Here is a 22529-nt window from a genome sequence, read left to right on the forward strand (position 1 = left end):
GCGGGCCCCCGGGAGCGGTTCCCGGGGGCCCGCGCGGCGGGGCGGGGTCAGGCGGCGGCCTTGGCGGTCAAGGCCACCTCCGCCTTCTTGGTGACGCCGTTGACGGTGACGGCGACCGTCACCGTGCCGGGCCGCAGCGCGGTGAGCGTTCCGGTGTCCGGGTCGAGGACGGCGACGTGCCGGGGCTTGGCCGTCGTACGGCTGCCGATGTGCAGGTTGGGCGAGCCCGTCCAGGCGACCGAGACGGGATAGGCGGCGGGGACGGTCCGCCCGTCCTGGACGACGGACGCGCCGACGGTGGCGGGCTTGCCGACCGCGACGCTCGAAGGCGCGGTGAGCGTCAGCTCGTCCACATGCGGGCGCACCTGCGTGCCGATCCAGGCGGGCGCGTCGGCGAACCAGTTCCGCTTGACCCGCTCGGCCTCGGCCTTGCTCACCGGGTCGACGCCCCACAGCGACCAGCCGGTGAAGCCGCCGTCATCGGGCGCGGTGGCGGGGTTCTTGCCGGAGTTGCCGTTGATGACGTACGGCACGGCGTCCACGTGCTCGGCGTGGAACGTCCCGACGTGCCCGCCGATGAACGCGGCCCCCTTGCCGGTCTCCCGCTGGAAGGCGGCCAGCCAGTCCTCGATGAGCGCGGCCTCCTTGCGGTCGCCGAGCTGGCTGCCCTTGCCCGGGGTGGGGTCGCGGGGCGGCACGTGGAACACGACGGCGACGGACCCGATGGAGGGGTCCTTCGCGGCCTTGTCGAGCTGGTCGCGGAGCATCGCCACCTGGTCGAAGCCGCCGCCCCTGAGCGTCAGGCGCGAGGTGTCCAGGGTGATGAAGCGGGTGCCCTTGTGGTCGAACGTCCGGTACGTCTCGCCGAAGACGGCCGTGAAGTTGCCGATCTCGCCGCCCATCACCTCGTGGTTGCCGGGGATGTAGTGGTAGGGCGGCTCGCCTCGCAGCTCCTCGTCGAGGATCTTCTTCGCCAGCGCGAAGTCCTCGGGCGAGGCCTCGTCCACGAGGTCGCCGTTGATGAGCAGAAAGTCCGGCTCGGCGGCCTTGATCTCACGCAGCGTGCGGCGCGCGTTCTGCACCAGGTCGCTGTCGGGGTCCCTGGCGACGAACTGCGCGTCCGACATGACCGCGAACCGCCACGGCATGTCCGACACGTCGGGCTTGACCACCGGGTCGGTGATCTTCGGCGCGGGCGGCGTCTCCACGGCGGGCGGCACCTTGGCCACCAGGCCGTCGATCGTGATCTCGTTGGTGTACTGCGCGTCGGCCTTGGTCTCGGCCACGTAGAAGCGGCGCAGCTTGAGCGGGTAGTTGACGCCGGGCGGCACGGTGAACTCGACGTAGCGCCAGCCGGTCCACGTCATGTACGGCCCGCGCAGGATCTGCGACTGCCCGAGCGCGTCGTAGAACTCCAGGCTGGGCCACTCGCCCTTGCCGGTGGAGTTGATCCACAGCCCGAACGCCTGCGGCTGCCCCTCGATCACCAGGTCGCCCGGAGGGCTGGCGTAGGCGGCCCTGGTGGCGGTGGAGGTGGTGAAGTCGTACGACAGCTTCAGCCCGCCGCCGTCGTGGCCGGGCCCGGCCGACAGCGAGCCGGTGGCGCGGGCGGCGGAGAACGTCCAGCTCGCCGCGTCCTCGAAGTCGGCGACCTGCGTGTCCTCCATGCCGACGGTCACCGGCACGGCGGTGGTGAGCTTGCCGACCTTGACGGTGATCAGCCCCGAGCCGCTCGCCTGCCGCGCCTTGACGGTGAAGTAGCCGTGCTCGGCCGCGGCGACCTCGAAGAGGTTCTTGTCGTAGGAGAGCGTGAGGTCGGCGGGCTCGATGGGCGCGGAGTTGCCGTTGCGGTCGTAGCCGACGACGCCGAAGGCGGCGGTGCCGTCCTGGCCGGCGATGCCGATGCGGTCGGCGGTGGCGCCGATCCGCTCCAGCGGCTGCAGCACGGTCAGCGTGATGCTGCCCTTGGCCTTGCCCTTCGAGGCGGTGACCGTGGTCTGGCCGGGCACCAGGGCGTGGAACCTGCCGTCGCGGACGACGCCGTGCACGGCGGGCGTGGCGCGCCAGGACGGTGTGCCGGCGGCGGGTCCGTACGTCTCGTCGTAGCCGGCGGCGGTCAGCCGCCTGGTCAGCCCGGGGAAGACGCGGTCGGGACGGCCGCCCGCGACCGGTCCGGAGCCGGGCGCCTTGGCCGGGTCGGAGGCGGTCTCCACCCAGAAGCCCTTGAGCTTGCCGCTGCCCTCGGGCGCGTAGAGCGCGAGGCCGTTGGGGACGTGGCGCTCGCCGCCGTCGGACGGGCTGTTCTCGATCTGCACCTCGGCGGAGCCCGGCTCGCGGGCGAGCAGCGTGGACGAGCCGCCGCCGTCGAGGTTGAGCGCGTCGGCCGCGCCGAGCTCCTTCATCATGGCGGCCAGCTCGTTGAGCGTCACGCCCCGGCTGTCGGCCTGACGGCCGTCCACGGTGAGCAGGTACATCGTCCTGCCGTCGGCGGAGAAGCCGACCGCGGTGCGCGGGTGGGCGGCGGTGTCGGTGGAGTTCTGCACGACGCCGTCCTTGACCAGCACCCAGTTGCCGCCGACGGCCGCCTTGACCGGGCCGCCGTCGGCGGGCTTGGGCCGGTAGGTCACGTCCACCTTGTCGCCCGGCTCGAGCGCGGCCACGGCGGCGGCGCCCTTGTCGCGGCCGAGCAGGATGGTGCTGCCCGCCGGGATGGGGCCGCTGCCCGCGGCGTCGCGCACCTCGGAGACGACGCCGTCCACCAGCACGGCCTCGGCGACCTCAGTGGCGCCCTCGACGGCGCGGGCCCGCGTGTACGAGCCCCACAGCGGGGTGAACAGCCCGACGCCGTCCTTCTGGATGAGCTGGTTGAACTGGGTCAGCGTGATCGGCTCGCCGCCGGACGGGGTGGCGGTGCCCTCGAAGTACATCTCGATGACGCGGCCCACGCCCTCGGGCGAGATGGCGACCGCCTTCTCGTGGCCGGCGATCGGCGACTGGATGAGCGTGCCGTTCTGCACGCCGATGCCCTGGGCGGCGCCGGAGTTGTTGATGTCGAAGAAGTCGCCGTTGACGGCGGCGACCGCGCGGCTGCGCCTGGCCGGGCCGGACAGCGGCTCGGTCTTCGACACCTCGCCGGAGAACACGTAGTCGGCCTTGGCGCTGCCGAGGTCGGCGGTGAGGGCGTCGGCGCGCAGCCAGCCGAGCTCGTCGAAGGTGTCGAACGAGGTCAGCGAGATGCCGGGCGCGACGGGCCGGGTGGTCTTCGCGGTCTCCAGCCGCCGGCTCTCTGCGGCCTTGGCGAGGAGGGTGGAGGAAGCGGGGTAGGACGACGCCGGGAGCGCGTCCTCTGCGGGAGAGACGGGATCGGCCTGCGCGGGCGTGCCCAGGGCCACGGGGCCTAACACGAGCGCGGCGGCGGCCAGCATTCGGAGGGTCTGCACGACCCGAATGCAATCGCTCGTGGTTATAAGTTTCAAGGCTTTGACATGAACTAAAAGAAAATTTCAGATCTTGACGCCGATCCGCTCCCCCACCGCGCCTTCAGGAGGCTCCTCCTGCCCGGCGACCTCGGGCAGCCGGACGCCGGCGTGCAGCACCAGCGGCACCGCCAGCGCCACCACCATCGACAGCACCGCCGTGCCGGAGTCGTTGACCAGCATGCCGACCACGCCGCTGGCCAGCGCCCCGAGCAGCCCGGCCCGCAGCATCGGCGCCCGCGCGAACGCGGCGGGCACCACGCCCGCGCTCACCGTCCCCGGCCGCAGCACGGCGAAGACCAGGAAGACCAACCCGGCCAGCACGATCGGCATGAGGGTGGGCGAGAGCAGGGTGCTGAGCATCGCGCCCAGCTTGCGCCCGATGACCGGCCAGAACGTGCCATCGAGCACCTGGCCCACGAACCTGCCGAGGTGCGTCTGCTCCTCCTGCGGGCGCAGATGGTCGAGCGCGGCGATGACCGTCACCGCCACGCCGCCGAGCACGCAGAACCCGGCCAGCTTCAGCAGCGACACCGTACGCCCCGCGACCAGCAGCGCGGTCACCGCGATGCCCGGCACGAACGCGATCACGCCGCCGAAGTCGCTGCCCACGCCCGGCCAGCCGGCCAGCAGCATCGCCACCACGCCGAGCACGACCACCCCGGCCACGGCGGCGCGCCGCCGCCCGGCGCGTAAGAGGTGCTGGGCCGCCACCGCCGAGCCCATGAGCACGGAGGTGACGAGCAGCGCGAACGGGATGTTCGCCAGCCCGTAGTAGCGGCCGCCGACCACGGCGGTGTAGCCCATGAGGCTGTTGAACTGCAGCGTCGTGCCCGTCAGCAGGTCGGCGACGAGCACGCCCGCGGTGATCGCGGTGACCGCGGCGGGCGGGCCGAGCGGGTCGCGCCGCCACGGGCCGAGCAGCGCCACGGCCGCGAAGGCCGCCGTCACCGCGAGCACCGCCCCGACCAGCGTCGCCACCGGGTAGGGGCTGCGGTCCCACGGCAGCACGTTCACCGCGTACGTCGCGACCGGCACGCAGGCCGGGATCACCGCGGCCGTCCCCACCAGCCGCAGGTGCCGCCGCCGCGACAGCAGCAGGTACGCCGCGACGTAGAAGGCCACCTGGACCACCGCGTAGGCGGTGAAGAACCAGCCGGTCAGGCCGCGCACGCTGGTGCCCGCCACATCGGCCCTGACCAGGTCGGCGGGCGTGACGGGCGCCCCGAGCCGCCACGGCACCCCGACCACGCCGGGCGGCGGGGCGATGCCGGCCGCGTTCAGGATCGTGGGCGTGATGTCGGGCAGCGCCACGAGGTCGTCGCGCATGGTGGAGGCGGCCCCGATCGACGGCCCCGCCTCCCCCGCGACGGCCTCCGTGCCCGGCCGCCGCCACATCGCCACCCGCAGGTGCGGCACCGAGCCGTGGTCGCCGATGCCGGCCAGCACGACCTCGGTGTCCGGGGGCAGCCGGTCGAGCACCGCGCCCACCTCGGTGTCGGCCTGCCTGGCCAGCTCGCGGCGCTGCTCGGGCGAGATCACCTCGGGCTCGCGGGGCAGCCTGCCGTCCAGCAGGTACGGCTGCACGAGCGCGGCCACGTCCACGGCCAATACCCGGCAGCGCGACCAGTCGGGCAGCTTGGCCGGCTCCGCGGCGTACAGGTCGACGCGGCCCTCCCGGTCGGCGAGCGCCACCGCCGCGCCCCTGCCGATCGCCGCCGTGCAGCCGCCCGCGGCGTGCACGGCGGCGCCCAGCGTGCCGGCGAACGCGCCGTCCGTGGTGCCGATCAGCTCGGGCACCTCGGGCACGATCGCGCCGGAACCCGTGGGGATCGGCTCCGGCGGCAGCCCGCAGCGGCGCCCGACGGCCGAGCGCACGCCCGCCGACACGCTCAGCCAGCCGTCGTACGGGCAGGTGACGGTGCCGACGGCCTTGACCGAGAGCGAGCCGAGCGCGCTGTCGCCGGCCAGGTCCCACAGGCGCGGGGTGTCGCGCGGGTCGAGGTCGTCCCACATGAGGCCGGGCACGCCGATGAAGGCCACCCGCCCGGCCGGCGCGCCCGGCTCGGCCCGCGCCGCCGCCTCCCCCGCCTGAGGCACCGCCCACGACCCCGCGACCAGCACGAGTAACAGGACCCAACGCACGTCAGCCCCCATGCCTCACCGACTCGGACCGCGGGCCACCCTACAGCGCGGGACGTTCAGACGGCGGGAGTGACGGTGATCAGGCTGTCCAGGGCCTCGTCGTACAGCGGATCCAGCCAGTACGCGGTGTGCCATCGCGTCTCCGGCAGCGGCTCGCCGGGGCCGGGGCGGCGCGGATCCCAGCAGAACCGGTCGACGCCGTCCGGCCGCCCGCCGGCCAGCGGATCGACGCGGCGGAACACGGGGCCGCCGATCGGGTCGCTGAGCCGGTAGAGGTTGCACCACGTCACCGCCTCGCGTACCGCCGCAAGACCCTGAGGACCGAAGTAGGCGGGGAAGTACGCGGCGTAGAGACGGCGCAGCGGCGAGCCGTGCGTGAGCAGCCGCACGCGCGCCCGGGTCGCCGGGTCGAGCTGCAGCACCACGGCGGCGGCGATGACGCTGCCCTGGCTGTGGCCCGACAGCACGACCTGGTCGCGGTCGGTCGCGGCGAGCCTGCGCACCCTGTCGACCAGCTCGGGCACCACGCGCTCGGTGTAGCAGGGCGGCGCGAGGGGGTGGATGGCGCGCGGCCAGAACGTGCAGATGTCCCACAGCACGCCGATCGCCCTGCGCAGCCGCGAGTCGCGGTACGTGCGCCGCGCCACCAGCACGACCGCCGCCACGGCCACCACCATGGCCCAGGCGCCCGCCGACGCGAAAATCCCGGCGACCCCGCCGCCCGGCGTGAACAGCCCGAGCCAGTGCAGCACCGTCACCGCCGCCGAGCCCGCCGCGCCGATCGCGGTGAGCACGCCGAGCACCAGCCCCGCCCGGTCGGTCAGCGCGGCCAGCGCCCAGGCGTCGGCGACCCGCTCGGCGTCGTCGCGCTGGTCGTAGTACGCCTTCAGCTCGGGCGCCAGCCGGGCCGCCACCGACCTGCGGATCAGCCAGAGCACGCCCGCGAGCGCGAGCAGGCCGCAGGCGAGCAGCGGCACCAGCGCCGCCGTCCACCAGGCCGAGTCGTCGAGCAGCAGCGCCCGGTCCAGCGGGCCGGGCGCGGCGGCGGTGCCGGGGACGCCGAAGAACGCGGCCGTCCAGAACAGCAGGCCGAGCGCCAGCACGTTCGCGCTGCCCACGGCCACCATGAGCACGAACCAGGCGGCCATGCCCATCATCGCCCGCGGCCCCCTGTCGCCCGGGCGGCCGGCGCGGGCCAGGACGAACGTGGTGATCAGCAGGAACAGGCCGAGCCCGACGGTGAGCGCGTACTGGAAGGCGCCGATGCCGACGCCGGGCAGCTGCCAGGCGAGCGTGCCGCCGTCGCCCGGCGGCAGGCCGGCGAGCGCGGCCCCTGCCGTGGCGAGGAACACCGCCGGTGCCGCCACCCGCAGCGCCCGGCAGGCGACGTCGAGCGGGACGGGCGTGCGGCGTCCGGCGTGCGGATCGACCCGGCGTGCGATGCACGGCAGCGTGACCAGCACGGCGGCGGCCACCTGCACCGCCGCGTTGGCGGCGGTGAGCGCGAGCCCGGCCGCCGTCCCGGCGAACGGCGCGGCCACCGCGACCCCGATCGAGGCGATGGCGAACGCCACGTGCACCACCCGCAGCCGCCACACCGGCGCGCCGCCATGCCACAGCCTGGGCCGCTCCAGCAGCACTCCGTTTCCCGCCCGCTCCCCCGGGCCCGTCGCGCCGCCCGCCCGCGCACCCGCTCCCGCCGCGCCGCTCCCCCGCCCGGCGGAGATCCCCGCGCCCGTGGCGACCCCGCTCCCCCGCGCACCCGCTCCGGCCGCGCCGTTCCCTCGCCCGGCGGAGATCCCCGCGCCTGGAGCGCCCTTCAGGCGTGCGGTCGTGGCCGAGGCGGCGCCCGCCGTGCGGGCGGCCGGGATGACCGCCCCGCCCCCGCCCGGTGCGGCGGATGGGGGCGGGGCGTCGTCCGCCTGGGCGCGCGGGGCCGGGACCCCGCCCGCGGGCGGCATCGCCGCGGCCGGCGCGGGCGTCGCGGGCTCGCCAGGCGGAAGCGTGTTCTCGTCGCGCCGCCAGGTGCGCCGGGCGAGCCACCACAGCAGCACCACGACCAGCAGCGGCACCAGCGACGTGACCGCCAGCCGCCTGGACGGCGCGTCGCCCCACACGACGGCGAGCCACCGCACCCAGGAGGGCGCGGTCTCGGCGGCGCAGGCGCGTCCTGCGGCGGTGCACTGCCAGCCGATGACGTCGACGGCGGCCCTGGTGACGGCGCCGACCAGCGTGCCGGTGAGCAGCAGGGCGAACAGCCGCTGCCCCGCCTCGGTGACGTGGCGCAGCCGGCGGGCGCGGGCGGGCCTGGGCAGCATGAAGTAGGCGAGGTTGGCCAGCGAGAACGGCAGCAGGAGCAGCCACAGCGCGACGGCCCGCCCGCCCGAGGTGAGGTTGCCCCAGGCGTAGGCCTCGCGGTGGCGCACGCCGGGCACGTCGGCGTGCTCTCCGGAGGGCGGCCCGCCCTCCCACCAGCGGCGGTAGAAGCCGGTGGTGCCGTCGCCGGCGACGAGCCTGGGGCGGGGGTGGGCGAGGATGACGGACGGCGGCGTGCCCGAGACGCCGTGCACGCGCAGCTCGGTCACACCCTCGCAGGTCTCGTCGATGAATCCGTCCATCAACCCAGCATCTAATCACTACAGGTAATCGGTCAAATACCGAAAGTGATCGAACCGGCGGGATCGCGGCCCTCGACGGCCTGCGCCACCGGGCTTGGCGAACCTTGCGGGCGGGACGAACGGGGAGTGCGAAAGACCAGGTCAGCGTTACTTTTTTCGAAACTTCCGGCAAGCAGCCCTAAGGAATGGTTTTCCGGACGCTTCGCTTCGCTTTCACTCAGGGGGGAACGACGACCCGCGGAGGCGGTCACCCGCGCAGGGGACGTGAAGAAACGCGGGATGCCTGTGCACCGAGGGGGCGGGGAGCCTGAGGAACATCATTCGCAGAGGTGACGACACCGAGGCGCCGCAGCAGGGGCATGCCGACGGGGACGGCGAGAGCCTGCGGGAGGCGCGAGCGCACTGGATCGACCGTGACACGGTGGTGTGGCCGGGCGACCCGAACGCGACCGAGGGCGCGTTCCTCGCCTTCCACCCCGGCGACGTGCCGCTGCGGCACGACGAGCACGCGTGCGGCTCCGGCCTGATCCGGCTGCTGCCCTGCCGGCTCACCGCGCAGCAGCGGGTACGGTGGCCGCACCTCGCCGGGCATCCCGCGTTCCAGGTGGACCCCGCGGACATCGACCTCGTCCACGAGGCGCTGCGCGGCCAGGTCGTGGCCGTGCGGCGGGACGCCGAGGGCGGGGTCGCGGCCGTGACCGGGGTGCAGATCGCGGGCGTGCTCGACGACCTGTACGCGGCCGCCGCCGGCGCCGTGCTCGGCCCGTCGGGGCGGATGTTCCCGAAGCTCTCGGTGTGGGCGCCGACCGCGCGGAAGGTCGAGCTGGCCCTGTACGGCCCCGGCGGGCGCCGGGTGTACCGCATGAAGCGCGACGACGAGACCGGCGTGTGGTCGGTGCACGGGCCGCCCGCCTGGTGGGGGCTGGAGTACACGTACCTGGTGACCGTCTACTCGCCCGAGGCGGGAGCGGTGGTCACGAACGAGGTCACCGACCCCTACAGCGTGGACGTCACCGCCGACGGCCGCCGCAGCAGGCTCGTCCACCTGTCCAGGGCGGCGCTCAAGCCACCCGGCTGGGACCGGCACGCCACGCCGCCGCCCGTGCCGCAGCACCAGGCCGTGGTCTACGAGCTGCACGTCCGCGACTTCTCCGCCTCCGACGCGACCGTGCCGGAGGAGCTGCGCGGCACGTACGCGGCCTTCACCCTCGACTCGGCCGGGATGCGCGAGCTGCACAGGCTGGCCGCCGACGGGGTCACGCACGTGCACCTGCTGCCCGTGTTCGACTTCGCCACCGTCCCCGAGCGCCGCGCCGACCGCACCGAGCCTCCCATCGGCGAACTGGCCGCGCTGCCGCCCGACTCCGAGCGGCAGCAGGAGATCATCGCCCGCACCGCCGCCGTCGACTCCTACAACTGGGGCTACGACCCGCTGCACTACACGGCGCCCGAGGGCTCGTACGCGACCGATCCTGACGACCGCGTGCGGGAGTTCCGCGCGATGGTGGCCGCGCTGCACAAGGCCGGGCTGCGCGTCGTCATGGACGTCGTCTACAACCACACCTACTCCACCGCCGTGCTCGACCCCATCGTGCCCGGCTACTACCACCGGCGCCTCGACGACGGCTCGCTCGCCACCTCCACCTGCTGCGCCAACACCGCACCCGAGCACATGATGATGGGCAAGCTCATCGTCGACTCGGTGGTCACCTGGGCCAGGCAGTACCGCGTCGACGGCTTCCGCTTCGACCTCATGGGCCACCACCCGCTGTCCAACATGCTCGCCGTACGCCGCGCGCTCGACGCGCTCACGCCCGAGACCGACGGGGTGGACGGCCGCTCGATCATCCTGTACGGCGAGGGCTGGAGCTTCGGCGAGGTGGCCGGCGACGCCCGGTTCCTGCAGGCCAGCCAGGCCCACATGGCGGGCACCGGCATCGCGACGTTCAACGACCGGCTGCGCGACGCGGTGCGCGGCGGCGCGCCCTTCGACGCCGACCCGCGCGCACAGGGCTTCGGCTCCGGCCTGGCCGGCGCGCCCAACGGCGCCCCCGTCAACGGCGGACCCGAGCAGCAGCGCGAGCGGCTGGCCGCCTACGCCGACCTCATCAGGATCGGGCTCACCGGCGGCCTGGCCGACTACGTGCTGCCGTCCGGGCAGGCGGCCCGCGACATCTGGTACAACGGCATGCCCGCCGGATACGCCGCCGAGCCGGGCGAGGCGGTCGCGTACGTGGACGCGCACGACAACGAGACGCTCTACGACGCGCTGGCGTACAAGCTGCCGCAGCAGACGCCGATGGCCGACCGGGTGCGCATGCAGGTGCTGTCGCTTTCCATGGCGGTGCTGGCGCAGGGCATGGTGTTCGTGCACGCGGGCAGCGAGCGGCTGCGCTCGAAGTCGCTCGACCGCAACTCCTACGACTCCGGCGACTGGTTCAACCGGCTGCTGTGGGACTGCGAGCAGGGCAACAACTTCGGCGTGGGCCTGCCGCCCCGGCGCGACAACGAGGCCCGCTGGCCGTACGCGCGGCCGCTGCTCGCCGATCCGGCGCTGCGCCCCGGCTGCCCGGAGATCCGCGCGGCCCGCGCACAGTTCGGCGAGCTGCTGCGGATCCGCTGGTCCACGCCGGCGTTCTCGCTCGGGTCGGCGGAGGAGGTCCGGCGGCGGCTGACGTTCCCCGCCTCCGCCGAGGGGGTGATCGCGATGCACGTGGACACCTCGGGCCTGGACGCGCGGTGGCGATCGGTCACGGTGGTGTTCAACGCCACGCCGTGGACGCAGGCCCAGGCCATGCCGCCGTCCGCGGGGCCCGGCGTGCGGCTCCACCCCGTACAGGCGAACTCGGTCGATCCCGTCGTACGGCGGTCCTCGTACGACCCGGCCACCGGAACGCTGACGGTCCCGGCCCGCACGGTCGCCGTTTTCGTCGAGCCGGCGTGACATGCCGGTGAGAGCGGGTTGGAGTGTGACCTCTAAGGGTAGAGGGAACGTTCATCGCATCACTGGTAATGAGCCGCACGACAGCGCAGACTGGATAGACGGCGATCGCGTGGAGCAGTGGAGCACCCGTGAACAATCACCTTGATCACCTCCCGGTCCTTTCCCGTGGCAGGCATCGCAACCCCAAGCGCGGCGCCTGCTTCATGGAACTCGCCTCCTACCTGGCCGGCGAGCGCTGGAGCGACCACCCGGCCTGCACGCACCCGCTGCTGGCCGCGCTCGCCCGGCTCGTCAACGACAACACCGACGACGAGAACCGCGCCAAGCTCGTCCCGCTCGTGCCGTCCATCATCGGCCTGGTCAGCGACGACCTGCGCGTGGACGCCCACATCGCGCTGCGCTGTGCCACCACCGCGCTGCCCGTCGCCGCCGCCGAACGCCAGCTCGCGCTGGCCGTGTCCGTGCTCGCGGCCGAGGAGATGCTGGCACGGCTCGACGGCGCGCCGCCCGGCCGCATGAGCGAGCGCAGCCGGCAGGCCATGGCGGAGGTGCCGCACGCCGCCCAGCAGGCCCGCCGCTTCAGCCGCGCCGCCCGCATCACCGAGAAGGGCTTCCGGCGGTACGCCGCCCCGAACGCCGTCCAGCTGGCCGTGGTCGGCATCGTGCAGGCGTGCATCCCCGACCCCGACGGGCTGCTGCGCAGGCTGCTGGAGGAGACGATCGAGGAGTGCACCGCGCTCATCCGCCCCTCCCGCCCCGAGCCCACCACGCTGAACCACCTTCCGCCCTTGACCCCGACCCACGCCTGACCTTTCCCGAGGCCAACGGGGGCCCGGCGTCCCCGGCGCGATCCGGGCCGCGGCGCCAACGCCCGCCCTCGGGCGAGCGACCCGGACCGGCGCCCATCTTTCGAGCGAACACCCGTCCCCGGGGCTGGACTCCGCGCCCTCGGGCGCCCCGAGCGTGGTCGGCCGGGTGACATGGTCGCACCCGCCACTTCACCCGCCCGGGGTCACCTTCCCGGGTCCCCCCGCCAGGGCCCGCGCCCCGGCCCTGGCCGACGGCCTCCGACCACCCCGGTCGGACCCCGGCACTCGAGACCCGCGTGCGCAAAACCGCTTGTCAGCGCCTTCCTGGACCTGCTCCCCGCTGCCCGCCGACCCGCGGCCGTGCCCTCGATCAGGCCCTCCACCCCCCCGATCACTCTTCGAACAAGAAGCTCACTGTAAGTAACAGTCGGTGCTAATGCCGCAGGTCAGGCAAGCCTCTCCTTCGTTGCGGATCTTGCATCCCATATGTCACATTCAAGGCGAGAGATCCAAAAGGGGAGGAAAAGCTATGACCATCGAGCTCGCTCGCCCCCACTCCCCCGAGGCGCACCACAGCCACCGAGACGTGACCGGCGGGTGGCTGCGGCCGGCGGTGTTCGGGGCGATGGATGGGCTCGTGTCCAACTTCGCGCTGATCGCCGGAGTAGTCGGCGCGGCGGGGGCCGGGCAGGGGGCGGTGCTCGCCGGTTTTGCAGGACTGATCGCCGGGGCGTGCTCCATGGCCGCGGGCGAGTACACGTCCGTGAAGTCCCAGACCGAGCTGATGCGGGCGGAGATCGCGGTCGAGCGCCGCGAGCTGGCCCGCAACCCGGACGGCGAGCGTGCCGAGCTGGCAGCGCTCTACCGGTCGCGCGGGCTCGACGCCGAGCTGGCCGAACGGGTGGCCGACGGCCTGTCGGCGGACCCCGAGCAGGCGCTGCGGGTGCACGTCCGCGAAGAGCTCGGGGTGGACGTCGACGACCTGCCGTCCCCGTACGTGGCCGCCGGATCGTCGTTCTGCGCCTTCGCCACCGGGGCGCTGGTGCCGCTGGTGCCGTTCCTGTTCGGGGCGTCCGGGCTGATGGTGGCGCTGGTGGTGAGCGTGCTGGCGCTGTTCGGGTTCGGTGCCGTGGTGGCGGTGATGACGGCACGGCCGTGGTGGCTCGGCGGCCTGCGCCAGCTCGCCCTGGGCGTCGGCGCCGCCTCCGTGACCTTCGGCCTCGGCCATCTCCTAGGCGTCACCATCGCCTGACCCCGCGCCACGGAAACGGCCTCGAAGGGACCCTCATCCTGGCCGGCGTGCGAGGGGACCTCGGGCCGACCGACGCGCGAAGGGGCCTCGACCTGGCCGGCGCACGGAGGGTCCCTTGTCCGGGCCGGCGCCGGAGACGGTAGGGCGTCAAGGGCGGGTGGTGGTGGCCAGCTTGAGCCCGAGAGCGACGAGCGCGACGCCGGTCAGCCCGTCGATCGCGCGCCGCACGTTCGGCCGGGCGAACAGCCTGCGCAGCGCGCCCACGACGTTCGCCACCACCAGGAACCAGAGCACCGTCCCCACCAGCGCCACCGCCGAAAGCGCCGCCACCGGCACACCCGCCCCGAGGAACTGCGGCACCAGCGCCACGAAGAACAGCGCGGCCTTCGGGTTGAGCACGTTCGTGAGGAAGCCCTCCATGAACGCCGCCCCCGGCCCTCGCCCGCCCGCGTCCGGCACGTCCAGCCGAAGGGCGCCGCCGCCGCGCCAGGCCGCGCGCAGCGACCGGATGCCCAGGTAGAGCAGGTAGGCGGCGCCGACCACCTTGACGACGGTGAACGCCACCGCGGACGCCGCGAGCAGCGCGGCCACACCCGTGGCGGCGGCGACCACCCAGGCGAAGACCCCCACCGCGATCCCGGCCGCGGCGGCCATCCCGTGCACGCGCCCCGAGACGGCCGAACGCCGCACGACCACGGCGAAGTCAGGGCCGGGCGACATCGCCCCGAGCATCACCACACCACCGAACGCCGCAATCTCCGCCACCGCCGACATACCGCCCACCCTACGACCCACGCCCCTTCTCCTGGCAGCGACCGGCGACTTCGGCAGGAGCATCGCCTCCGGCCGCCCCCGCTCCGGCCGGTTCACCGGAAGGCAGGCGCACCGACCGTGGGATACGGCCCTGATCGCTTTGGCCGTGGGCGTTGTGGCGTTGGTGGCTGCGCAGCAGTGCGGGCCGCTGGACATTGCGAGGGCTCACCAGGCGAGATCCTGGGCAGGCGGGCGCACGGCGGGCGAGGGGTTCGACGGGGCGGCGTCGCCGGGCGACGATGGGGAAATGGACATCATGGAACTGGTCGAGAAGTCGAAAGACACCGCGACGGTGAGCCGGGTCTTCGGCGAACCGATCCGGCACGGCGACGTCGTGGTCATCCCGGTCGCCAGGGTCGCTCAGGGCGGCGGAGGAGGCCAAGGCGAGGGGAAGGGCGAGAAGGGCGAGGTCGCCGGCGGCGGCAGCGGCGGAGGATTCGGCTTCGGCGCCACTCCGGCCGGAGTGTTCGTCATCAAGGACGGTGAGGTCTCCTGGCGCCCCGCGGTCGACGTCAACCGGATCGTCATCGGCGGCCAGTTCGTCGCGGTCGTTCTGCTGCTGACCCTGCGCTCGATTCTGAAGAGGCGCCGCCGCAAGCACTGACAGCCCTGGCGCGTTCGCGGGACGGCGTTTCTTCTGGCGCCGGTGCGGCGGCGCTCACGGAGCGCCGCCGCCGAATCGAACGCACCACGCGGCACAAACCCCGGGAACTCGAATGCACCACACGCGGGCGCGACCCCGCCACCTCAGGCACACCACACACGCGGCACAACCCTGCGAACGCGAGCGCACCACAGGCGGCGCGGATGGCCGGCGCAGGTCACCGCAGCGGGCGTCGGCGCGCCGACCCCGGATCCGAGCAGCCCGGTGTCCGGGCCGGGGCCGGGCCGGACACCGGGCCGGGCCGGGGCCGGGCCGGGCCGGGCCGGACACCGGGCCGGGCCGGGGATGGGCCGGGGATGGGGCCGGGGCGGGTGGCGGGTGGTCAGTCGAACGTGTTGGAGATCTTGTGCCAGCCGCCCGGGGGGATCTCGGCGGCGGGTGCCGGGCCCCAGGTGCCCGGTTCGTACGGCAGCGGCGGCTCCGTCATGTCGAGGACCGGAGCGACGATCCGCCACGACTCCTCCACCAGGTCGAACCTGAGGAACCTGCGCGCATCGCCGCTCACCGCGTCGGAGAGGATGCGTTCGTAGGCGGCGTCCATCGGCCCGAGCTCCTTGGTGAAGTCGACGCTGACCGGGACGGGCCTGGTGCGCTGCCTGCCCGGCTCCTTGGCCAGCACGTCGAAGGTCACCCCGGCGTCGGGTTGCAGCCGGAACCGGATGAGGTTGGGGCCGGCGGGTGCCTGGGCGTCGTCGAACATGGTGACCGGCGGCCGGCGCAGCTCGGCGACGACCTCCAGGTCGGTCATGGGCATGGCCTTGCCGGAGCGGATGCACCAGGGCACGCCGGCCCAGCGCCAGTTGTCGATGTAGGCGCGCAGGGCGACGAAGGTCTCGGTGGTGGAGCCGGGACGTACGCCTTCGGTGTCTTGGTAGCCGGCGTACTGGCCGCGTACGACGTCGGCCGGGTCGATGGTCTTGACCGCCCGCAGCACCCGCCACTTCTCGTCGAGAGTGGCCCGGGCGTCGGTGGACGGCGGCGGGTCCATGGCGAGCAGGGCGAGCAGCTGTAGCAGGTGGTTCTGTACGACGTCGCGCACGGTGCCGTTGGCGTCGTAGAAGGCGCCGCGGTCGCGCACGTCGAAGTCCTCGGCCATGGTGATCTGCACGCTGCGGATGTACGAGCGGTTCCAGATGGGCTCGAGCAGCATGTTGGCGAACCTGAAGACCATGAGGTCCTCGACCGGCTCCTTGCCGAGGAAGTGGTCGACCCGGCGCAGGTGGTCTTCGTCGAAGTGCCGCAGGAGCCGGTCGTTGAGCTCGCGCGCCGACCGGAGGTCGTGGCCGAACGGCTTCTCCACGACCAGCCGGGCGTCGCGGTTGAGCCCCACCCCGGCCAGGCCCTCGGCGACGGGGGCGAACAGCGCGGGCGGCACGGCGAGGTAGTGGACGAGGAAGCCCATGCCCTCGACCTCGTCGCGGAGCCGGGTGAAGGTGGCGGGGTCGCCGTAGTCGCCGGCGACGAGCCGCAGGTTGCCGGCCAGCCGGTCGAACGCCGCGTCGCGCACCCCGCCGCACGCGTCGCGGGCGCGCTCGCGCAGCCCGTCGAGGTCGAGGTCGGTCTTGGCGACCCCGACGATCGGCAGGTCGAGCCGCCCGGCGGCGGTCAGCCGGTAGAGGGCGGGCAGCAGCATCTTGTGCGCGAGGTCGCCGGTGATGCCGAACAGCACCAGCGCCCCCGCCCGGCTGGATCCGGCCGAGCCCGCCCGCGCCTGCCCGGCCGAAGCCGGAGCCGGAGTCCCCCGCCGGGCCCCGGCCGAAGCCGGAGCCGCAGCCCCCTGCCCGGCCCCGGCCGGAGCCGCAGGCTCCTGCCCGGTCTCCTGCGAGACCGGGCCTGAATGGCCGGACGCCCCCGGGCCGGGGGCCGCCGCACCGGTTCCCATGTCAGACGCGCCTTCCGCGCAGCGCCCGGTAGCGGCGGATCAGCTGCTCGGTGGAGGTGTCGGGGAAGGAGGTGGGCGGCTCGTCGGAGACCAGCGCGGGCGCGAGGTCGAGCGCCATCTTCTTGCCCAGCTCGACGCCCCACTGGTCGAAGGAGTCGATGCCCCAGATGGTGCCCTCGACGAACACGATGTGCTCGTAGAGCGCGACGAGCTGGCCCAGCGTGGACGGGGTGAGCTTGGGCGCGAGGATCGTGGAGGTGGGCCGGTTGCCGGGCATCACCTTGTGGGGCACGATCTCGGGCGCGGTGCCCTCGGCCGCGATCTCCTCGGCGGTCTTGCCGAACGCCAGCGCGGAGGTCTGGGCGAGCAGGTTGGCGGTGAGCTGGTCGTGCATGCCCTCGCGGTCTTCGTACGGCTCGGCGAAGCCGATGAAGTCGGCGGGCACGAGCCGGGTGCCCTGGTGGAGGAGCTGGTAGAAGGCGTGCTGGCCGTTGGTGCCGGGCTCGCCCCAGAAGATCTCGCCGGTGGTGGCGGTGACGGGCGTGCCGTCGGCGCGTACGGACTTGCCGTTGGACTCCATCGTGAGCTGCTGCAGGTAGGCGGGGAAGCGGTGGAGCCGCTGGCTGTAGGGCAGCACGGCGCGGGTCTCGGCGCCGAAGAAGTCGGTGTACCAGATGCCGAGCAGGCCCATGAGCACCGGCATGTTCTCCTTGAACGGCGCGGTGCGGAAGTGCTCGTCGATGGTGTGGAAGCCGTCGAGCATCTCGCGGAAGCGCTCGGGGCCGATGGCGATCATCAGGGAGAGGCCGATGGCGCCGTCGTAGGAGTAGCGGCCGCCGACCCAGTCCCAGAAGCCGAACATGTTGGCCGTGTCGATGCCGAACTCCTGCACCTTGGCGGCGTTGGTGGAGACGGCGACGAAGTGCTTGGCGACGGCCTCCTCGCCGAGCGCGTCGACCAGCCAGCGGCGCGCGACCCTGGCGTTGGTGAGGGTCTCGAGCGTGGTGAAGGTCTTGGAGCTGACCACGAAGAGCGTGGTGGCCGGGTCGAGGCCGGCGAGGTTGCCGGTGATGTCGGCGGGGTCGATGTTGGAGACGAACCTGGCGGTGATGCCGGCGTCGGCGTAGTCGCGCAGCGCCTCGTACGCCATCGCGGGGCCGAGGTCGGAGCCGCCGATGCCGATGTTGACGACGGTCTCGATGGGCTTGCCCGTGGCGCCCTTCCACTCCTTCGACCTCACCCGGTCGGCGAAGTCGCTCATCTTGTCGAGCACGGCGTGCACGTCGGCCACGACGTCCTGGCCGTCCACCACCAGCTCGGCGCTGCGCGGCAGGCGCAGCGCGACGTGGAGGACCGCGCGGTCCTCGCTGACGTTGATGTGGTCACCGCGGAACATGGCGTCGATGCGCTCGCGCAACCCGGCACGCTCGGCCAGCGCCACCAGCAGGTCGATGGTCTCCTGCGTGGCACGGTGCTTGGCGTAGTCGAGGTAGAGGTCGCCGGCGGTCACCGTCATCCGCCCGGCCCGCCCCGGGTCGTCCGCGAACAGCTCGCGCAGGTGCTTGCCCGCCAGCTCTTCGTGGTGCTTGCCCAGGGCCGCCCACTCCTGGCTCTGGGTGATGTCGCCGTTCACAATGCCTCCTCATGTCGCCAGAACAGTGGCGCCAAGCCGATCTTGCCTGGTCCCATCGTCCCGTAACCGTGTACCCCACGCGGTTGATTCCGCGCATGGCGGAGCGGAGTCTTTAGGCGCTCAGTGAAAGTTCCGTGAAATGCGCGTGCCGGGCGGCATATCGGGCCGTGGGGGGATTGCGCCCCTTCTGTGGAGGAAGCAGCAGGGGATGGAGCACATAGACGCGTACTGGCGGGCGGCCAACTACCTGTCCGTCGGGCAGATCTACCTGCTGGACAATCCGCTGCTCACCGAGCCGCTGCGGCCCGAGCACATCAAGCCGCGGCTGCTCGGCCACTGGGGGACGACGCCCGGCCTGAACTTCTGCTTCGCCCACCTCAACCGGGTGATCCGCGAGCGGGACCAGGACATGATCTACATCGCGGGGCCGGGACACGGCGGTCCCGCCGCGGTGGCGCACGCGTGGCTGGAGGGCACGTACTCCGAGCGCTATCCGGACGTGTCGCAGGACGTGTCGGGCATGCGCCGGCTGTTCCGGCAGTTCTCCTTCCCCGGCGGCGTGCCGAGCCACGTCGCGCCGGAGACGCCAGGGTCGATCCACGAGGGCGGCGAGCTGGGCTATGCGCTGGCGCACGCGTACGGCGCCGCCTTCGACAACCCCGATCTGGTGGTGGCCTGCATCATCGGCGACGGCGAGGCCGAGACGGGCCCGCTGGCCGCGAGCTGGCACTCCAACAAGTTCCTCGACCGCGAGAGGGACGGGATGGTGCTGCCGATCCTGCACCTGAACGGCTACAAGATCGCCAACCCCACGATCCTGGCCCGCATCCCGATCGGCGACCTGATCAAGCTGATGGAGGGGTACGGCTACCGCCCCCACCTGGTGGGCCCCGACCACGGGGAGATGGCGGGCACGCTGGACACCGCGTTCGACGAGCTGGCCGCGTACAAGGCGGGCGACACGGACCGGCTGCCGATGATCATCCTGCGCACGCCGAAGGGCTGGACGGGCCCGCGCGCGGTGGACGGCCTGCCGGTGGAGGGCACGTGGCGCTCGCACCAGGTGCCGCTGGCCAAGGTACGCGAGAACGCCGCGCATCTGGCGCTGCTCGAGGAGTGGATGCGGTCGTACCGGCCGGAGGAGCTGTTCGGCCCCGACGGGCGGCCGGTCGAGGCGATCCGCCGTACGGTGCCGCAGGGCGAGCGCAGGATGAGCGCCAACCCGCACACCAACGGCGGCGAGCTGCTCGAGCCGCTGCGGCTGCCGGACTTCCGGCGGCTCGCGGTGGAGGTGAAGGCGCCGGCCGCGCAGATGAGCGAGCCGACGCGGGTGCTCGGCGGGCTGCTGCGCGACGTGATCGAGGCGAACCCGCGCACGTTCCGGCTGATGGGGCCGGACGAGACGGCGTCGAACCGGCTGTCGTCGGTGTTCGAGGTGACCGACCGGGCGTGGAACGCCGAGACGCTGCCCACGGACGAGAACCTCGGCGCGGGCGGCCGGGTCATGGAGGTGCTGAGCGAGCACCTGTGCCAGGGCTGGCTGGAGGGCTACCTGCTGACCGGCAGGCACGGGCTGTTCAACTGCTACGAGGCGTTCATCCACATCGTGGACGCCATGTTCAACCAGCACGCCAAGTGGCTGGAGTCGTCGCAGAAGATCCCGTGGCGGCGGCCGGTGGCGTCGCTGACGTACCTGCTGTCGTCCCACGTGTGGCGGCAGGACCACAACGGCTTCAGCCACCAGGACCCGGGCTTCCTCGACGTCGTGGTGAACAAGAAGGCGTCGGTGGTGCGGGTCTACCTGCCGCCGGACGCCAACACGCTGCTGTCGGTGGCCGACCACTGCCTGCGCTCGCGCGACTACGTCAACGTGATCGTGGCGGGCAAGCAGCCGGTCCTGGACCTGTTCACGATGGACGAGGCCGTGGCGCACAACACGCGCGGCCTCGGCATCCTGCCGTGGGCGTCCAGCGACGAGGGCGGCGAGCCGGACGTGGTGCTGGCCTGCGCGGGCGACGTGCCGACGCTGGAGACGCTGGCCGCCACCGCGCTGCTGCGCGAGCACCTGCCGGAGCTGAAGGTGCGCGTCGTCAACGTGGTGGACCTCATGCGGCTGCAGCCGGAGTCGGAGCATCCGCACGGCATGCCGGACGCCGCGTTCGACACGCTGTTCACCGTCGACCGGCCGGTGATCTTCAACTTCCACGGCTACCCGTCGCTGATCCACCAGCTCACCTACCGCCGCCACGGGCACCGCAACATCCACGTGCGCGGCTACAAGGAGGAGGGCACGACGACGACGCCGTTCGACATGTGCATGCTCAACGACATCGACCGCTTCCACCTCGTCATGGACGTGATCGACCGGGTGCCCGGCCTCGGCAGCAGGGCGGCCCATCTGCGGCAGCGAATGAGCGACGAGCGGCTGCGGGCCAGGGCGTACACGCGCGAGCACGGCGAGGATCCGCCGGAGATCAGGTCGTGGACATGGCCGGACGACACATCCTCGTCCTGAACACCGGCTCGTCGTCCATCAAGTACGAGCTGGTGGACGTGGCCGGCCGGGACCGCCCGGCCAAGGGCCTGGTGGAGCGCATCGGCGAGGAGCGCGGGCGGCTCGTCCACCGTCACGGCGGCGCTCCCCCGTACGTGGTGGAACGGCCCTTCCCCGACCACGGGGAGGGGCTGGCGGCGATGATGGCGGCCTTCGCCAAGGCGGGGCCCGCGCTGGATCCGGTCGCGGTCGGTCACCGGGTGGTGCACGGCGGCGCCAGGTTCGACCGGGCGGTGCTGGTGGACGATGAGGTGATCGCGGCGATCGAGGAGCTGGCCCCGCTCGCGCCGCTGCACAACGCGGTCAATCTCGCCGGGATCAGGGTGGCGCGGGCGGCGTTCCCGTCGGTGCCGCAGGTGGCGGTGTTCGACACGGCGTTCCAGCTGTCGCTGCCGCCGGAGGCGTACACGTACGCGGTGCCGCGCGAGTGGCGGGAGCGCCTGGGCGTGCGCCGGTTCGGCTTTCACGGGACGTCGTGCGCGTACGTCTCCCGCCGCGCCGCCGCCTTCCTCGGCCGCGATCCGGCCGAGCTGAAGCTGATCGTGCTTCACCTCGGCAACGGCGCGAGCGCCACCGCCGTCGAGTGCGGCCGCAGCATCGACACCTCGATGGGCCTCACCCCGCTGGAGGGCCTGGTCATGGGCACCCGGTCGGGCGACGTTGACCCCGCGCTGCCCGGCTACCTGTCCAGGGTGGACGGGCTGGACGCCGAGAGCGCGGAGGACGCGCTGGGGCACGCGGGCGGACTGCTCGCGCTGGCGGGCTCCGGCGACATGCGCGAAGTCCGCGCTCGCGCCGCGGACGGCGATGAGGAGGCCCGCCTCGCCCTCGCCGTCTACACCCGCCGCATCCGCAAGTACGTCGGCGCCTACTACGCCCTCCTCGGCCGCCTCGACGCGATCGTCTTCACCGGCGGCGTCGGCGAGAACGACCCCCTCACCCGCGCCGAAGCCCTGAACGGGCTGGACCGCCTCGGCATCACCCTCGACCCCGCCCGCAACCACGCCGCAGCGCACGGCGAACGCGCCGTCTCACCCGGTGGCGCCGAGGTCGCCGTGCTGGTCATCCCCACCGACGAGGAGTGGGAGATCGCCCGCCAGGCCCACGCCCTCATCAACGGCGAGCAGCCGTAATCCAAGTCCGCGCCACAGGAGAGCGCGCCCGGTCAAGCGCGCTTCAGGCCATGGGCAACTCCGGGTCACAGCATTGGTAGGGTTATCCAGAAATGCGCGGATCTATACGGGTGGGACAGGTGGAGGTAGAACAAACAGCACTGCCGGGCATCGGATTGCGGCACGACTTCACCACTCGCAAGGGACAGCGAGTCGGTGTCGTGTCTCATCGCACCGGCCGCCGGGATCTCGTCATCTACGACGCCAACGACCCCGACGCCGTCTGCCACACGGTGAAGCTCAACGACGAAGAGGCCGACGCTCTGGCCGAGCTCCTCGGCGCGCCCCGCATCGTGCAGCGGCTCAACCAGCTGCACCAGCAGGTCGAGGGCCTGGTGAGCGTGCAGCTGCCCATCCCGGCCGGCTCCCCCTACGCGGGCCGCCCGATGGGGGACGCTCGCGTGCGCACCCGTACCAGCGCGTCCATCGTCGCGATCGTCCGGGGCGGACAGGTGTTCGCGAGCCCCGGTCCCGACTTCGTCTTCGCCGTGGGCGACGTCGTGGTCGTCGTGGGCAGCGAGGACAGCACGTCCGAAGTCGCCGACATCCTGGTGAACGGGTAGGGCT

Annotated in this window: 13 protein-coding genes; 7 read left to right on the forward strand and 6 right to left on the reverse strand. The window is 73.0% G+C overall.

The genetic code is table 11. The features are described 5' to 3' along the window. Positions 1 to 47: 47 nt before the first annotated feature. The 3 genes from ACGFIM_RS06520 to ACGFIM_RS06530 form a co-directional block, all read right to left on the reverse strand. Positions 48 to 3440, reverse strand: coding sequence for a phosphodiester glycosidase family protein (locus ACGFIM_RS06520; protein WP_393195622.1), 3393 nt, complete (start codon positions 3438 to 3440; stop codon positions 48 to 50). 63 nt (positions 3441 to 3503) lie between these two features. Beyond that, positions 3504 to 5621, reverse strand: coding sequence for a hypothetical protein (locus ACGFIM_RS06525; RefSeq protein ID WP_393195625.1), 2118 nt, complete (start codon positions 5619 to 5621; stop codon positions 3504 to 3506). 56 nt (positions 5622 to 5677) lie between these two features. Further along, the gene (locus ACGFIM_RS06530) at positions 5678 to 8239 is read right to left on the reverse strand and encodes a hypothetical protein (RefSeq protein ID WP_393195628.1); all 2562 of its coding nucleotides are present in this window, start codon (positions 8237 to 8239) and stop codon (positions 5678 to 5680) included. Between the two features lie 319 nt (positions 8240 to 8558). On the opposite strand from ACGFIM_RS06530, the gene pulA reads away from it, so the two are divergent. The 3 genes from pulA to ACGFIM_RS06545 all read left to right on the forward strand — a co-directional run bounded on the left by pulA (position 8559) and on the right by ACGFIM_RS06545 (position 13244). After that, positions 8559 to 11183: a pullulanase-type alpha-1,6-glucosidase gene (gene pulA / locus ACGFIM_RS06535; protein ID WP_393199642.1), complete on the forward strand. Its 2625-nt coding sequence runs from the start codon at positions 8559 to 8561 to the stop codon at positions 11181 to 11183. 128 nt (positions 11184 to 11311) lie between these two features. Continuing rightward, positions 11312 to 11992 (forward strand): hypothetical protein, encoded by a 681-nt coding sequence (locus ACGFIM_RS06540; RefSeq protein ID WP_393195631.1) that lies wholly within the window; start codon positions 11312 to 11314, stop codon positions 11990 to 11992. Positions 11993 to 12521: 529 nt separating this feature from the next. Then, positions 12522 to 13244, forward strand: a complete 723-nt coding sequence (locus ACGFIM_RS06545; RefSeq protein ID WP_364053404.1) for a VIT1/CCC1 transporter family protein — start codon at positions 12522 to 12524, stop codon at positions 13242 to 13244. A gap of 147 nt (positions 13245 to 13391) precedes the next feature. Here the strand turns inward: ACGFIM_RS06545 and ACGFIM_RS06550 are convergent, their stop codons facing one another. Then, the gene (locus tag ACGFIM_RS06550; protein WP_393195634.1) at positions 13392 to 14018 is read right to left on the reverse strand and encodes a LysE family translocator; all 627 of its coding nucleotides are present in this window, start codon (positions 14016 to 14018) and stop codon (positions 13392 to 13394) included. A gap of 163 nt (positions 14019 to 14181) precedes the next feature. Between ACGFIM_RS06550 and ACGFIM_RS06555 the strand changes: the two genes are divergently transcribed. Continuing rightward, positions 14182 to 14661 (forward strand): spore germination protein GerW family protein, encoded by a 480-nt coding sequence (locus ACGFIM_RS06555; RefSeq protein ID WP_393195637.1) that lies wholly within the window; start codon positions 14182 to 14184, stop codon positions 14659 to 14661. Between the two features lie 382 nt (positions 14662 to 15043). On the opposite strand, the gene zwf is transcribed toward ACGFIM_RS06555, so the two are convergent. After that, positions 15044 to 16390, reverse strand: coding sequence for a glucose-6-phosphate dehydrogenase (gene zwf, locus ACGFIM_RS06560; RefSeq protein ID WP_393195640.1), 1347 nt, complete (start codon positions 16388 to 16390; stop codon positions 15044 to 15046). Positions 16391 to 16604: 214 nt separating this feature from the next. Beyond that, positions 16605 to 18236: a glucose-6-phosphate isomerase gene (pgi, locus tag ACGFIM_RS06565; RefSeq protein WP_393195643.1), complete on the reverse strand. Its 1632-nt coding sequence runs from the start codon at positions 18234 to 18236 to the stop codon at positions 16605 to 16607. A 208-nt stretch (positions 18237 to 18444) separates the two neighbouring features. Here pgi and ACGFIM_RS06570 point away from each other — a divergent pair, with 208 nt between their 5' ends. The 3 genes from ACGFIM_RS06570 to ACGFIM_RS06580 all read left to right on the forward strand — a co-directional run bounded on the left by ACGFIM_RS06570 (position 18445) and on the right by ACGFIM_RS06580 (position 22525). Beyond that, on the forward strand, positions 18445 to 20751 hold the full coding sequence (locus tag ACGFIM_RS06570; RefSeq protein WP_393195646.1) for a phosphoketolase: 2307 nt from the start codon (positions 18445 to 18447) through the stop codon (positions 20749 to 20751). Next, positions 20724 to 21923 carry an acetate/propionate family kinase gene (locus ACGFIM_RS06575; protein WP_393195649.1) on the forward strand — a complete coding sequence of 400 codons (1200 nt, stop codon included), beginning with the start codon at positions 20724 to 20726 and terminating at the stop codon, positions 21921 to 21923. The genes ACGFIM_RS06570 and ACGFIM_RS06575 overlap by 28 nt, the downstream gene beginning before the upstream one ends. A gap of 200 nt (positions 21924 to 22123) precedes the next feature. Then, positions 22124 to 22525, forward strand: coding sequence for a cation:proton antiporter regulatory subunit (locus tag ACGFIM_RS06580; RefSeq protein WP_393195652.1), 402 nt, complete (start codon positions 22124 to 22126; stop codon positions 22523 to 22525). Positions 22526 to 22529 lie beyond the last annotated feature (4 nt).

Source organism: Nonomuraea sp. NPDC049309 (genome assembly GCF_043196965.1).
Classification (GTDB): domain Bacteria; phylum Actinomycetota; class Actinomycetes; order Streptosporangiales; family Streptosporangiaceae; genus Nonomuraea; species Nonomuraea fastidiosa.